Source organism: Agrobacterium sp. V1, assembly GCF_030518355.1.
Classification (GTDB): domain Bacteria; phylum Pseudomonadota; class Alphaproteobacteria; order Rhizobiales; family Rhizobiaceae; genus Agrobacterium; species Agrobacterium cucumeris.
This window is the reverse complement of the sequence record NZ_JAULSF010000001.1, coordinates 1,928,055-1,941,011: the sequence shown is the minus strand read 5'-3', so window position 1 is coordinate 1,941,011 and position 12,957 is coordinate 1,928,055. Positions and strand designations below refer to the sequence as shown.

12 protein-coding genes are annotated in these 12,957 nt (G+C 62.1%); 4 read left to right on the top strand and 8 right to left on the bottom strand.

The genetic code is table 11. The annotated features are described in order from the left end of the window. Positions 1–58 precede the first annotated feature (58 nt). Complete coding sequence (locus QSV77_RS09475) at positions 59–1,012, top strand: LysR substrate-binding domain-containing protein (protein ID WP_302733256.1); 954 nt, start codon at positions 59–61, stop codon at positions 1,010–1,012. 119 nt (positions 1,013–1,131) lie between these two features. Here QSV77_RS09475 and QSV77_RS09470 read toward each other — a convergent pair whose 3' ends face one another. From QSV77_RS09470 to QSV77_RS09450, 5 genes are all read right to left on the bottom strand, one after another. After that, the gene (locus tag QSV77_RS09470; protein WP_302733255.1) at positions 1,132–1,545 is read right to left on the bottom strand and encodes a GNAT family N-acetyltransferase; all 414 of its coding nucleotides are present in this window, start codon (positions 1,543–1,545) and stop codon (positions 1,132–1,134) included. An 85-nt stretch (positions 1,546–1,630) separates the two neighbouring features. Next, positions 1,631–3,715 (bottom strand): hypothetical protein, encoded by a 2,085-nt coding sequence (locus QSV77_RS09465; protein WP_302733254.1) that lies wholly within the window; start codon positions 3,713–3,715, stop codon positions 1,631–1,633. A 1-nt stretch (position 3,716) separates the two neighbouring features. Further along, positions 3,717–6,527: a DUF4159 domain-containing protein gene (locus QSV77_RS09460; RefSeq protein ID WP_302733253.1), complete on the bottom strand. Its 2,811-nt coding sequence runs from the start codon at positions 6,525–6,527 to the stop codon at positions 3,717–3,719. Further along, positions 6,524–7,438 (bottom strand): DUF58 domain-containing protein, encoded by a 915-nt coding sequence (locus QSV77_RS09455; protein ID WP_174034300.1) that lies wholly within the window; start codon positions 7,436–7,438, stop codon positions 6,524–6,526. Before QSV77_RS09455 ends, QSV77_RS09460 begins: the two co-directional genes overlap by 4 nt. A gap of 36 nt (positions 7,439–7,474) precedes the next feature. Beyond that, positions 7,475–8,485: a MoxR family ATPase gene (locus tag QSV77_RS09450; RefSeq protein ID WP_065113889.1), complete on the bottom strand. Its 1,011-nt coding sequence runs from the start codon at positions 8,483–8,485 to the stop codon at positions 7,475–7,477. 175 nt (positions 8,486–8,660) lie between these two features. On the opposite strand from QSV77_RS09450, the gene QSV77_RS09445 reads away from it, so the two are divergent. The 3 genes from QSV77_RS09445 to QSV77_RS09435 are packed head-to-tail and all read left to right on the top strand — an operon-like array spanning position 8,661 to position 11,178. Beyond that, positions 8,661–9,290, top strand: coding sequence for a DUF1285 domain-containing protein (locus QSV77_RS09445; RefSeq protein ID WP_080816250.1), 630 nt, complete (start codon positions 8,661–8,663; stop codon positions 9,288–9,290). Further along, a complete protein-coding gene (locus QSV77_RS09440; RefSeq protein ID WP_137003848.1) occupies positions 9,287–9,925 on the top strand; it encodes a CoA pyrophosphatase in 639 nt (212 codons plus the stop codon). Before QSV77_RS09445 ends, QSV77_RS09440 begins: the two co-directional genes overlap by 4 nt. Beyond that, complete coding sequence (locus QSV77_RS09435; protein ID WP_302733252.1) at positions 9,922–11,178, top strand: CCA tRNA nucleotidyltransferase; 1,257 nt, start codon at positions 9,922–9,924, stop codon at positions 11,176–11,178. The genes QSV77_RS09440 and QSV77_RS09435 overlap by 4 nt, the downstream gene beginning before the upstream one ends. Before the next feature lie 25 nt (positions 11,179–11,203). Here QSV77_RS09435 and QSV77_RS09430 read toward each other — a convergent pair whose 3' ends face one another. The 3 genes from QSV77_RS09430 to hemF all read right to left on the bottom strand — a co-directional run bounded on the left by QSV77_RS09430 (position 11,204) and on the right by hemF (position 12,826). Further along, the gene (locus tag QSV77_RS09430; protein WP_046797940.1) at positions 11,204–11,389 is read right to left on the bottom strand and encodes a DUF1059 domain-containing protein; all 186 of its coding nucleotides are present in this window, start codon (positions 11,387–11,389) and stop codon (positions 11,204–11,206) included. A 133-nt stretch (positions 11,390–11,522) separates the two neighbouring features. Next, the gene (locus tag QSV77_RS09425; RefSeq protein WP_142840387.1) at positions 11,523–11,792 is read right to left on the bottom strand and encodes a hypothetical protein; all 270 of its coding nucleotides are present in this window, start codon (positions 11,790–11,792) and stop codon (positions 11,523–11,525) included. A 122-nt stretch (positions 11,793–11,914) separates the two neighbouring features. Next, positions 11,915–12,826, bottom strand: a complete 912-nt coding sequence (hemF, locus tag QSV77_RS09420) for an oxygen-dependent coproporphyrinogen oxidase (protein ID WP_142840386.1) — start codon at positions 12,824–12,826, stop codon at positions 11,915–11,917. Between the last annotated feature and the right edge of the window lie 131 nt (positions 12,827–12,957).

Below are 12,957 nucleotides of genomic sequence, written 5' to 3'. Positions count from 1 at the left end.
GAAAGTTTCCGAACTCCAGCTAAGTGTAGAGAGGCCAGCAATCAAATCGATGTGACTTATGCAAACTATCGATCATTTCAATCTCCGTTCCTTCGACCTCAATCTTCTCATCGCCTTTGATGCGATGATGGAGGAAATGAATGTCACGCGCGCTGCGCGTCGGTTGAAAATCCAGCAGCCGGCCATGAGCCATAACATCTCCACCCTGCGGACATTGTTTCAGGATGAGCTTTTCATCCGCGTGGGACAGGAGATGAAGCCGACGGCACGGGCGCTCAACCTGGCCGGGCCAGTGCGGCAGGCGCTCCGGCAGGCGCAGGCGGCGGTGCTGACGGCCGATGTTTTCGATCCGGAGACGGAGCGCCGCACCTTCCGGCTGGGCATGTCGAGCGAGGTGGAACTGTTGCTGCTGCCGGACCTGACGGCGCGGCTGCGCGAGATCGCGCCCGGCATCCGCATTCTGGCCCGCAGCGGGCAGGAGCAGGAAATCACTGCGATGCTGGATACGGGTGTGATCGATATGGCCGTGGGATGCGCCTATTCGCAGGAGCAGCGTCACCATTGCGAGCCGCTTTATGTCTCAAGCGTTCTTTGCTGCTTCAACCCGAATTTGCTCGATCTCACCACGCCCGTGGGGCTTGATGCCTATATGGCGGCAAAACATGCGGTGATATCGCAGACGGACAGTTTGCAGGGCTGCATCAAGGACGCGCTGGAATTGAGCGGCGTGGAAATCGATGTCATTGCAGCCGCGCCGGATTTCCTCTCGGTTCTGGCAACAGCGCGATCCTCAGCAGTGCTGGCGACCGTATCTTCACGCATTGCGTTGCGTTATGCGCCGATGCTCGGGCTTGAAGTGAGCCCTGTGCCGGTGACGCTGAATTTCCCGCCGGTTGCCATGGTCTGGACCTTGCAGACCGATGCGGATCTCGGTGCCATGTGGCTTCGCCAGCAAATCCGCGAGGTCATGGGCCGAACCGTGGATTGTGGACTATCGGGGATCGCGGCCTAGGCATTCGCCTCAACTCTGGAGCGCGTCCTGTTGAAACGGAAGTGTCAGGGACGCTCTATGCCTTTGTTTCCATGTGTTTTCCGAATGTAGAAACGCTACGCATTGTGAGTTGAAATGCTCTAGAACCGCTTCTCCAGCCAGGTGATCGACTGGCCACTGGAAAGGGGACCAAGCGAGCCGATTCTGGTGAAACCGTAGCGTTCGTAGGTTCTCACGGCATCAGGGTTCATCGTGTCGATATAAGCGCCGGTGCAGCCGCGCTTTCTGGCTTCCGCCTCCGCCATCGCAAGCAGCTTTGGGGCTGTGCCCTTTCCGCGCATGGATTCCGGAACAAAAAGAAGCTGCACGTAAAGCCAGCCGCGGGCGGTGTGGCCAACCAGACCGCCGGTGACGGTATTGTCGTCATCGCGGATGGTGATATTGAGCTCGCGTTTGTCGCTTTCACCGAAACGGGCGATATTATAGGCCACCAGCGGATCGCGGATGGCCTTTTCAGCGTCCGCATCCGCGACATCGCTCAAAACGAAATTCATGATTTTCTTTCCCGGACGCCGGGCGGCGGCCGTTTGTCGTTTTCCAGTTCAAGACGCGGAAAGTCTTGCACTTACTGCCAAGGTTCTACCGCCCTTCACGCCACCAGAGCGCGGAGAAGGCAAGCAGCAGGGCGCCAAGCCCGGCAAAACCGGCAAAGAGCGGCAGGGTGTTGACGCCTTTCAGCACCGTCTCGTCGGTCAGACGTATCAGCATGCGATCCTCGTCGGCAACCCTGATGTCACCCCGCACCGGCAATATATCGGGCAGCGCGACACGGCCGGAATTGTCGGCGACACGGTGCACGCTGCCCCTGGTGGCGTCGGCCAGCGGCTTCAGCGTCTCAGTCGTCGAAATCATCGCCTTGAACTCCGGCGCATCCACCGCGCCGACATGGACGAGGGTGGTGAAATCGCCGTTCTTGATTTCGAACAGGCCGGTTTCGTCCATGCGGCGCTCGATCTTGTAAAGACCGGGCTCGGTGGTGGTGAAGGCCATGTTTTCGGTCTTGCCGGACGGGAAACGCACGCTTGCCTGACCGGGATCGTCGCCGATGGTCTGGCGGGTGATTTCCAATGTGCGGCCATTGGCCCGCGCCGTCAGCGCCTCTTCTTCAAGCTCGGGCTCCTTCATCAGCCAATGGGCGATGCGGCGATAAAGCGCCACATGCGGGCCACCGCCTTCAAAACCACGCGCCCACAGCCAGCCCTGATCGGACAGAAGCATGGCGACACGGCCTTCGCCCTGACGGTTCAGCACCAGCAGCGGGTCCTGTCCGTCGCCCAGCATCACGGTCTGGCCCTGCGGCGGGTCAACGCTGATGGTGCGGAACCAGCGGCCCCATTGCGGCGGCTCGTTGGCCGATCCATCCAGCCCGCGGGTGACAGGGTGCTTCTTGCCCGCTTCCGAAAGGCGGGGATAGAAGGCCGCCTGATGCACCTGACCGGTGGGTTGGGCCGGCAGCACGGAGGCGAGCGGCGTCATGGCGATCGAATCCTGACCGGCATGTTCCGGGCCTGCGGCAATCAGGAGCGCGCCGCCCTTTTCGACATATTGGGCGATGTAATCGTAATAGAGGATCGGCAGCACGCCGCGATGCTGGTAGCGGTCGAAGATGATGAGGTCGAAATCCTCGATCTTTTCGACAAACAATTCGCGGGTCGGGAAGGCGATCAGCGAGAGCTCGTTGATCGGCGTGCCGTCCTGTTTTTCCGGCGGGCGCAGAATGGTGAAATGTACCAGATCGACCGAGGCGTCGGATTTCAGCAGGTTACGCCAGGCGCGTTCGCCGGCATGCGGCTCGCCGGAGACGAGCAGCACGCGCAGGTTCTGGCGGATACCTTCGATCAGGTGAACGGCGCGGTTGTTCGCAGCCGTCACTTCGCCGGGAAGCTCGGCGACGGAAAATTCCATGACATTGTTGCCGCCACGCGGAACCTTGAAACTGAACGGCGTCGGCTGGCCGGGTGTGGCCTGAAGCGTGGCGATTTCTTCGCCATTCATCTTCACGGTCACTTCTGCCGAGCCAGCGCCTGCGGGGCGGCCGTCATCAAAGACACGCAGCGTCAGCTGCTGCTCTTCATTGACGATGCCGAAGCGCGGGGCGCGGACGATCTCGATGCGGCGGTCGAATTCATCGGCCTTGCCGGTGATCAGCCCATGCACGGGGGCGCGGAAGCCGAGCGCCTGTTCGGCATTGGGCAGGGCATTCGGGATATCGTGGATCTGGCCGTCGCTGAGGAAAATCGCGCCGCCGACGCGGGACGGCGAGACATCGGAAACGGCCGAGGAAAGGGCCGAGAAAAGCTGAGTCGAGGGCGAATCACTCTCACCATCATCGCGCACTTCGACGATGCGCGGTTCGATACGCGGGAAGCGCGACAGCCGGTCTTTCAGCGTCTCCAGCGCCGTATCGGTCATTTGCGGCCGGTCCTGCACGTCCTGGCTCTGCGAGCGGTCAACGATGACGGGCACGATGGTGGAAAGCGGCTCGCGTTCCTCCTGCGTCAGAAGCGGATTGGCTATTGCCGCAAGCAAGGCGGCAAGCGCCAGTCCGCGCAGCCATGCGCCGCGCACGCCACGCCACAGGCCGATGAAGGAGAGCGCAAGAGCGGCGACGGCCAGAACGGCAATCACGATCCACGGCAGGAAGGGGGAGAAGGTCAATGTCATGTCACTGCCCCAACCGTTCGAGAAGTGCGGGAACGTGAACCTGATCGGCCTTGTAGTTGCCAGTCAGCATATACATCATGATGTTGACGCCGGAGCGGAATGCGTGTTCGCGCTGCATCTCGTCCGGCGGCACGGTGGGCAGAACCGGCGCGCCCTGTGGATCGACGGCCCAGGCGCCGGCGAAATCATTGCCCGTTATCATGATCGGCGTCACGCCATCGCCGGAAGAAGAGAGGCCCGAGGTGGTCTTGGCGGCTCCCTGTCGCGATTCCACCCAGAGTGGCGAACCATTGTAACGGCCGGGGAAATTGGTGAGCAGGTAGAAGGACCGCGTCAGAACGTGGTCTTCCGGCACCGGCTCCAGCGGCGGAATATCGATATTGGCGAGGATCGCCTGCAGTCGTTCGCCGTTAGGGCTGGTCGCGCCGGTATCGAGCGAAGAGAACTGGTCGCGCGTATCGAACAGCACGGTGCCGCCGGCGCGCATATAGGCGTCGATGCGCGAAATCGCGGCGCTCGACGGCATGGGGGCCGTCGCCGATACCGGCCAGTAGATGATCGGATAGAAGGACAATTCATCCTTGGAAATATCCAGTCCAACAGGCTGGCCGGGTTCCAGCGTAGTGCGCCAGGTCAGGAATTCGCTGAGACCCTGGAGACCCTGCTCGGAAATGCGGTCGACATCATCCTCGCCGGTGCGGACATAAGCGAGATGGGTAGTGTCCAGCCGCTCGAAAATCTGCTCGTCGCCGGGTTTTGGATCGTCGGCGCGGGCATCGGTTGGCGACATGGCGGCAAAGGCGCCAAGCGCCAGCAGCAGGGTGGCAACTGTCGCGCTGCGGGCTTTCGGCAGGCGCGCGAAGGCGCCGTTCATGAAGAGGACGATCAGGCTGTCGGCAATCAGCATCAGGAAAGCGGCGATGAACAAAGCAGGGCGCAGCGATTTCGCGGTTTCACCGATCAGCGCTTCACTGGTGGTGCTGACACCGGCGACGGATGCGTCAAGCGGGCGCAGCGTCGCGCCTGCGGGCAGGAGGTTGAGAGCCACGAAACCATCCTCTGTGCCGTAAAGGCCGGGGGGATTGTCGAAACCGGTGCGCGGCGGCTGGCCGGCGCGCATTTCCAGCGGCCGGGCAGTGCCGATTTCGGCAGATAGCGCGCCTTCGGCCGTCAAGAGGCGGAACGGGGGCAGGGCTGCGGCCGGGGCATTGGCGGAGGCGGAAGCGCCGCCCGCTTTCGACAATTGCACGATACGGCGCAGCATATCGACGAAATGGCCTGAGATCGGCAGGTCGGACCAGCTCGCCTCGGCGCTGACATGGAAGAGCACGATGCGGCCTGCCTCGACAGTGCGGGTGGTAACGAGCGGCGTGCCGTCGGCAAGGCTGGCCCAGGTGCGTTCAGCCAGATCGGGTGTCGGTTCGGCCAGAACCTGGCGTTTGACGAGAATGCCATCGGCCTTCGGCATGCCGGCAAAGGCGCCGAAAGCAGGGAAATCGGCAAGTGGCTGCGGCTCGGCCCAGGAGAGCGCGCCGCCGAGCGCACGTTCACCCTGCCGGAGCGTCACCGGCACCAGCGGATCGTCAGCGGGCGCTGCGGCAAGGCGCGGACCGGCAAAGCGGATCAGCGTGCCGCCGGCTGCAAGCCAGCGCTGCATCGGCTCATAGGTTTCCTGTGGCAGTCGGCCAATATCGGCCATGACGATGACCGACGGGTTGGATTGCAGGATCTCCGGGATTGCCTGCGCCAGATCGGCCTGCCGCTGCGGAATGAGATCGACAAAAGGCTGGAGCGCGCGGCTGATATAATAAAGCGGCTGCAGCAGTGGCTGGAAATCATTGCCGGTTTCGCCGGCGAGCAGGGCCACGCGGCGGCGGCGGAAACCGTCATCCAGAAGATGCACGGCGCCCGCCGTCGAAACACCTTCGAGGGAGAGGCGGGCGAAATCGTTGCGCAGTTCGAAGGGGGCTTCCACCGTTGCCGTTGTTTCGGCCTCGCCGGGGGCGAAGCTGGCCGTGCCATTGGCGAGAATGCGGCCCTGGCTGTCCTGTGCATTGACGGTCAGCCGGGCGGCTTCGGCCGTGTCGAGCCGCGAAAGGGTGACGCTCATGGCATCGGCATTGTTGGTGGCGCCGGTAATGGCGGCGATGGCCTTGCCGTCGCCCTTCACGATGCGGAATTCGGCGGGCGAGAGGCTGGCAAGCGTTCTCATCGCGTTTTCATCCTGCGCGGTCTGAACACCATCGGCAATATAAGCGAGCGTGCCGGGGGTTGTGCCGTTCAGCGCCTCGGTAATGGCTTCGGCCGTGCGCACGCGGTCCGGCATCAGCGGTTTCGGCTTGGCGGCGGCGAGCTTTTCCAGCGCCACGGCTGTCGTTCCCGATACGGCATCATGTTCGGCATCGGCGGTGAAGCTGATGGAGACGGGGCGGTCGGCCCGCTCCGCATCGCCGATCAGGGCCTGAGCGGTGGCCACGCGTCTTTCCCAGTCGGGCGCGGCGGCCCAGCTGTTGTCGACCACCAGCACCAGCGGGCCGCTGCCGGCGATGCTGTTATTGCGCGGGTTCACCACCGGATCGGCCAGAGCAAAAATCACGGCGGCGGCAAGCGCCATGCGCAAAAGGGTCAGCCACCACGGGCTTTTCGATGGCGTTTCCTCGCGTTTCAGCACCGTCGCCAATATCTTCAGTGGCGGAAAGACTTCCGCCTTGGGGCGCGGCGGGGTGAGCCGCAGCAGCCACCAGATGGCGGGCAGCGCCAGCAAGCCGAAGAGGATGTAGGGGCTGGTGAAGACGAAAGGCAATGCGCTCATCGGTGCCCACCGCCCTGTGCCGGCGCGCCGGAAAGATACATGTGAACGGCCACAAGCGCCTCGGAAGCGAGATGATCGGTGCGGTGGAAGACGAAGTTCCAGCCGAGACGGCGCAGCGACGAGGATAGCGCCTCGCGTCTTGCGAGATAGGCGCGGGTGTAATCCTCGCGAATGGTCTCGGCGCGGCCAGACACCAGTTTTTCGCCGGTTTCCGGATCGGTAAACTCGGTGCGGCCGGAATAGGGGAAGGTTTCTTCGGCCGGATCGGCGATTTCCACCACATGGCCGCGCAGGCCACGTCGCGCCAGAGGCGAAATCTTCTCCATCACATTTTTCGCATCATCGAGAAAATCGCCAATCAGAACAATGTCGCTCGCGCCGCGGATCATGCCCGTTTCCGGCATGCCCGTGGTCAGCGGCGCGTGCATGATGGCGGCGGCCAGCCGTTCGGCGGCGTTTCTGGCCGAGACCGGCTCCATGATGCCGGGGCAACCAATGCGTTCGCCAGAGCGCGCCAGGATCTCCGCCAGCGCCAGCATCAGCACCAGCGCCCGGCTTTCCTTGGAGACGGAGCCGAGGGTGGATTTGAACATCATCGACGGCGACATATCGGCCCAGAGCCAGATGGTGTGGGCTGCCTCCCACTCCCGGTCGCGCACATAGGTATGGTCGTCGCGGGCCGAGCGCCGCCAGTCGATGCGCGACAGGCTTTCGCCTTCGGCATAGGGGCGGAACTGCCAGAAATTTTCGCCGATGCCGCGTTTGCGGCGGCCGTGCCAGCCGGCGGTGACGGTGTTGGCGATGCGTTTTGCCTCGACCATGCAGTCCGGCACCAGTGCGGCACGCTGGCGCGCGCGCGCCAGAACTTCGCTACCCGGTGTCTTGTCTACGATCTGGCCGATGGATGCCACAGGCACTCCTTTCGCGAAAGGTTAGGCACGCGTCTTTTAATTCTTCGCCTGCTCCACGAGGGCCGCAATCACATCGCGCACCGACATGCCTTCGGCGCGGGCCGCAAAGGTCAGCGCCATGCGGTGTTCCAGCACCGGCTCGGCCAGCGCATGGACGTCGTCCAGCGACGGGGCGAGGCGGCCTTCGTAGAGCGCACGGGCGCGGGCCGTCAGCATCAGCGACTGGCCGGCGCGCGGACCCGGACCCCAGACAACGTGTTTGTCGGTCAATTTGTTGCCATGGCCGGGGCGGGCGGAACGGACGAGCGACAGGATCGCGTCCACGACCTTGTCGCTGACCGGCATCTGGCGGATGAGGGCCTGGATTTCCATCAGGCGCTCGGCACCGATCACGCCGCGTGCTTCGCCGGAGGCGGTGCCCGTCGTGTCGAGCAGGATCTGGCGTTCGGCGGCAAGCTCGGGATAACCGACATCGACCTGCAGCAGGAAACGGTCGAGCTGGGCTTCGGGCAGCGGATAGGTGCCTTCCTGTTCCAGCGGGTTCTGCGTGGCGAGAACGTGAAACGGCTTCGGCAGCTCATAGGTCTGGCCGGCCATGGTGATGTGATATTCCTGCATGGCCTGCAAAAGGGCGGACTGCGTGCGCGGGCTGGCGCGGTTGATTTCGTCGGCCATCAGCAGCTGGCCGAAAATCGGACCCTTGATGAAACGGAAGGACCGGCGGCCGTTCTCGTCCTGATCCATGACTTCGGAACCGAGGATGTCCGAAGGCATCAGGTCCGGTGTGAACTGGATGCGGTTGGCATCGAGGCCGAGCACGGTGCCGAGCGTGGTGACGAGCTTTGTCTTGGCGAGGCCGGGAACGCCGACCAGCAGCGCATGGCCGCCGGAGAGGATGGCGAGAAGCGTGTTCTGCACCACTTTTTCCTGGCCGAAAATGACCTTGGAGACTTCCGTGCGGATGGCCGCAATGTCGGAAAGCGCCTTTTCGGCCGAGGCGACGATGGCCTTTTCATCGAGGGTTTCGCCGGTATTCATCACGCCCATGTCGCTCTCCTCATACCTTCGCCGCTGTCACATTCGCATCCCGGTTTTGCTGGTTGCCAACCGGGGCGGATTTTGCGCTGCATCTAGCTTATTGCTCTCTTGGCCGCTGACAAGCGCCATTCGAATGACTATGTCGTGACTTAGTATTTCCTTATCGGCAAAGCGAGACTCGAATATGGCAGCGGAGACGATAAATTCGGCTGATGATGCGGCGGGGCTTGCGGCGATGATTTCCCGTGCTGCCGAACAGAGCGGCGATGCCAAGCGCGGGCCGGCCCCGGTGGAGCGCTGGAATCCGCCTTTTTGCGGCGATCTCGACATGGAAATCCGTGCTGACGGCACGTGGTTCTACCTCGGGACGCCCATCGGACGGGCACCTCTGGTTCGGCTGTTTTCCACGGTTCTGCGCAAGGATGAGGACGGTAGGACCTACCTTGTAACTCCTGTGGAAAAAGTCGGCATCCGGGTGGTGGATGCACCCTTCGTCGCCGTGGAAATGACGGTGACTTCGGCTGGTGCGGATGGCGAATCCCTGCTGACCTTTCGCACCAATGTCGGCGACGTGGTGGAGGCGGGGCCGGAGCATCCGCTGCGCTTTGAAATTTTCGGTGAAAACCGCGAATTGAAACCCTATCTTCTGGTGCGCGGCCGGCTGGAGGCGCTCGTCTCACGGGCCGTGATGTATGATCTCGCGGCACTCGGCGAGGTGATCGACGTGGATGGCGTCGACATGTTTGCGGTGCGCTCGGGCGGGGTGATCTTTCCGGTGATGCCCGCCAAGGAACTGGAACGGCTTTCACAATGACGATGATGACAACGGGCCTCAAGGCTTTTACCGCCACCGATTTCCGCCGCCGAGTGCTGCAGGAAGGCGAGGGCGTGGCCGAGCGGGAAAATGGCGACCACGTGCTCAATCCGGGCGTGGTGCTGTCTGGCAATGGCATCCGGCTGAAGGATGCCGCAGTGCTGATACCGGTTATCGACGATGGCAACGAGGCGCGGGTGATCTTCACCCAGCGCACCGCAACCTTGCGCCAGCATTCAGGCCAGATTTCCTTTCCCGGCGGCGGCATTGATGCCGAAGACCGCACGCCGGAAGAGGCAGCGCTGCGCGAGACGGAAGAGGAGATCGGCCTGTCTCGTTCTTTCGTGGAGACGGTCGGACGGCTGCCGGATTATATTTCCGGGACGGGTTTTCGCATCAAGCCGGTGCTGTCAGTCGTCCGCCCGGGCTTTGATTTAACGCTTAATCCCACTGAGGTGGATGAGGTTTTCGAGGTGCCGTTGTCCTTCCTGATGGACCCGGCCAATCACGGTCGCGGCAGCCGCATCTTTCAGGGGAAGGAGCGGTTTTTCTACGAAATGCCCTATGGCGAACGCTATATTTGGGGCATTACGGCGGGCATCGTGCGAACGATTTACGAGAGGTTTTATACATGAATAGCCTTGCCGGGCGGGACTGGTTTGAAAAACCGGCGCTGAAGCGCATCTTTACGCTTCTGAATGCCGATGGCGGCGAGGTGCGGATCGTCGGCGGCGCGGTGCGCAATGCGCTGATGGATCTGCCGGTCGTCGATGTCGATATGGCAACGACGCTTACTCCTGACGTGGTTGTTGAGCGGGCGAAGGCTGCGGGCATCAAGTCGGTGCCAACCGGCATCGAGCACGGCACGGTGACGCTGGTGATCGATGGCGAAGGCTTTGAAGTCACGACTTTGCGCCGCGATGTCGAGACCAACGGCCGCCATGCGCAGGTTGCCTTCGGCACCGACTGGCAGACCGATGCCGAGCGGCGGGACCTCACCATCAATGCCCTTTACGCCAACGAAAAGGGCGAGATCATCGATCTCATCGATGGTCTGCCCGATGTCGAAACCCGCACGGTGCGCTTCATCGGCGATGCGGCGATGCGGATTGCGGAAGATTACCTTCGTATCCTGCGGTTTTTCCGGTTTTTCGCCCATTATGGCTCAGGTCGGCCCGATGCCGACGGTTTGCGTGCCAGCGCCCGGGCCAAGGACAAGCTTGGGACGCTTTCGGCCGAACGCGTCTGGAGCGAGACGAAAAAACTGCTTTCCGCCCGCGACCCATCCCGCGCCCTTTTGTGGATGCGGCAATCGGGCGTGCTGGCGGAAATTCTGCCCGAAACGGAAAAATGGGGCATCGATGCCATTCACGGTCTGGTGACGACGGAGCAGTCCCTCGGCTGGACTGTGGACCCTATGCTGCGGCTTGCCGCCATCGTGCCGCCCGACAAGGACAGGTTGGCGGCCCTTGCTGCGCGGCTGAGGCTGTCCAAGGCTGAGGCGGGATATCTCGCCAATTGGGCTTCCGCCCCGGCGATCGACCCGGAAATGAAGGAGACGGCGCTTGACCGGCTGCTTTATCGCCAGGGTGTCGAGGGTGTGAGGACGCGGCTGAAGCTGGCGCTCGCCTCGGCCCGCGCCGACCTTTCGGCGGGTGATGCGGCGATGCAGAAAGTGGCGCGTCTTTCGACGTTGCTGACGCGAGCGGAAAAATTCAAAAAACCGGGATTTCCGTTGAGCGGTGCGGATGTGATGGCCGCCGGCGTCGAGGCTGGCCCGAAGGTGGGCGAGGTGCTGAAAAACCTCGAGGAAAAGTGGATCGACGTCAATTTCTCGCTGGACCGGGCAGCGCTGACCGCCCGGCTTAAAACCATGCTGGAGAATTGAGACCGCAGCGATGATGGCGGTTCGGCTAAGCCGCATTTGCCTCGTCGCGGATGCGGGCCTTGATATTGTCGATCATATTTTCGCGGATCGTGGTTTCGCCATGGGCCGAACGCATATGTTCCACCGTGCGGCGGACAACTTCGGCGTCGTCATCGGCGCGTGTATGCCAGGCACAGCCGGGCACGAGCGTTCCACATTCAAACAGTCTCATTGGTTTTACCTCCCTGTTTCGAGTGAGCGACAGCATTGAAAGGACATGCTGTCCCTCTGCCAAGAAACGAACGGTTGCCGCTTATGTTCCAGAGCGACACCCTTCTACCCTGTTCGGGTCTCTATTCTGGCCCCTATTCCGGCATTGCCCAGCACTGGAAAACAGAGGATGTGCCAGCTGCCGGAATTTTTGTACGAGGCATTTCGTCATTGGCCGCCCGCCGTGCCGTCGTTTGTCCAGCAAGGGTGCGCTTTACCTGTTCGACATAAAAGGAATGCGGCAGTTCACGATCGCCCGTGGCACGCATTTCCGCTGCCAGGCGGTCGATCAATTCGGGGGTATCGATGGATTGCGGTGCTGCCTCGGGGGCAGCAGAAATAGGCATGCTGTTCGAAGTAATCATGACGATAGCTCCTCCAGTACGTCTGCGGGAGGAGACTATCACTGCCTTGATTTTTCCATAAGTCCTAATTTGCGCTATTTGCGACAAATTGGCTGATGAGTGTCAAATTTGCGTGAGGTTTTTTAAGGCCAGCGCACCACCGGCGGTAGAGACGAGAGGATCGATTCGACATTGCCGCCGGTCTTCAGGCCGAAGATGGTGCCACGGTCGTAAAGCAGGTTGAATTCCACGTAGCGGCCGCGGCGGATAAGCTGCTCGTCGCGATCCTCTTCCGTCCAGTTCTGGTTGAAGTTGGCGCGAACGATTTTCGGATAGACCAGATTGAAGGCGCGGCCGACATCCTGCACGAAGGCGAAATTGGCGTCCCAGCCGCCCTTTTCTTCTTCCGGGTGCAGCCAGTCGAAAAATATGCCGCCGATGCCGCGGGCCTCGTTGCGGTGCTTGAGGAAGAAGTAGTCATCGCACCAGCTCTTGTAGCGCGGATAATCGGCGACCGGGTGGCGTTTGCAGGTGATCTCGAAGGCGCGGTGGAACAGCTGGCTGTCCGCGTCCTCCTGCGTCCGTCTGCGGCCCAGCACGGGTGTCAGATCCGCACCACCGCCGAACCAGTGGCTGGTGGTGACGACCATGCGGGTGTTCATGTGCACGGCCGGGACATTGGGGTTGACCGGATGGGCGATCAGCGAAATGCCCGAGGCCCAGAAACGAGGGTCTTCTTCCGCACCCGGTATCTGCTGGCGGAATTCCGGTGAGAACTCGCCATAGACGGTGGAGGTGTGCACGCCGACCTTTTCGAAGACGCGGCCTTCCATCATCGACATCTTGCCGCCGCCGCCTTCGCCATTGTCGCGCAGCCAGTCCTTCTGCACGAAGCGGCCGGGCTCCTGATCCGCCAAGGGGCCGGTCAGGTCGTTTTCGAGCGTTTCGAAGGAGGTGACGATGGTGTCGCGCAGATGCTGGAACCACGCTTGGGCAACGGCCTTCTTGTCTTCGATGTCCTCGGGCAAGCCCTTCGGCAAGATTGGCCGTTCCATATCTCTTCTCTCCTGCGGTGAAGTCCGTTCCCTGCCGCGTCTAGCAGGTGTTTGCGCCGCGCACAAATTCGACTCGCCAAGGCGGCGTGCCGACACTATCTTTATCGATGTAGGTGCCAGAGGTGAATATC

Excerpts from the sequence above, each read along its gene's own strand:
- QSV77_RS09475 (WP_302733256.1), top strand. The coding sequence starts at position 59 with ATGCAAACTATCGATCATTTCAATCTCCGTTCCTTCGACCTCAATCTT.
- QSV77_RS09470 (WP_302733255.1), bottom strand. The coding sequence starts at position 1,545 with ATGAATTTCGTTTTGAGCGATGTCGCGGATGCGGACGCTGAAAAGGCC.
- QSV77_RS09465 (WP_302733254.1), bottom strand. The coding sequence starts at position 3,715 with ATGACATTGACCTTCTCCCCCTTCCTGCCGTGGATCGTGATTGCCGTT.
- QSV77_RS09460 (WP_302733253.1), bottom strand. The coding sequence starts at position 6,527 with ATGAGCGCATTGCCTTTCGTCTTCACCAGCCCCTACATCCTCTTCGGC.
- QSV77_RS09450 (WP_065113889.1), bottom strand. The coding sequence starts at position 8,485 with ATGGGCGTGATGAATACCGGCGAAACCCTCGATGAAAAGGCCATCGTC.
- QSV77_RS09445 (WP_080816250.1), top strand. The coding sequence starts at position 8,661 with ATGGCAGCGGAGACGATAAATTCGGCTGATGATGCGGCGGGGCTTGCG.
- QSV77_RS09440 (WP_137003848.1), top strand. The coding sequence starts at position 9,287 with ATGACGATGATGACAACGGGCCTCAAGGCTTTTACCGCCACCGATTTC.
- QSV77_RS09435 (WP_302733252.1), top strand. The coding sequence starts at position 9,922 with ATGAATAGCCTTGCCGGGCGGGACTGGTTTGAAAAACCGGCGCTGAAG.
- QSV77_RS09430 (WP_046797940.1), bottom strand. The coding sequence starts at position 11,389 with ATGAGACTGTTTGAATGTGGAACGCTCGTGCCCGGCTGTGCCTGGCAT.
- QSV77_RS09425 (WP_142840387.1), bottom strand. The coding sequence starts at position 11,792 with ATGATTACTTCGAACAGCATGCCTATTTCTGCTGCCCCCGAGGCAGCA.
- hemF (WP_142840386.1), bottom strand. The coding sequence starts at position 12,826 with ATGGAACGGCCAATCTTGCCGAAGGGCTTGCCCGAGGACATCGAAGAC.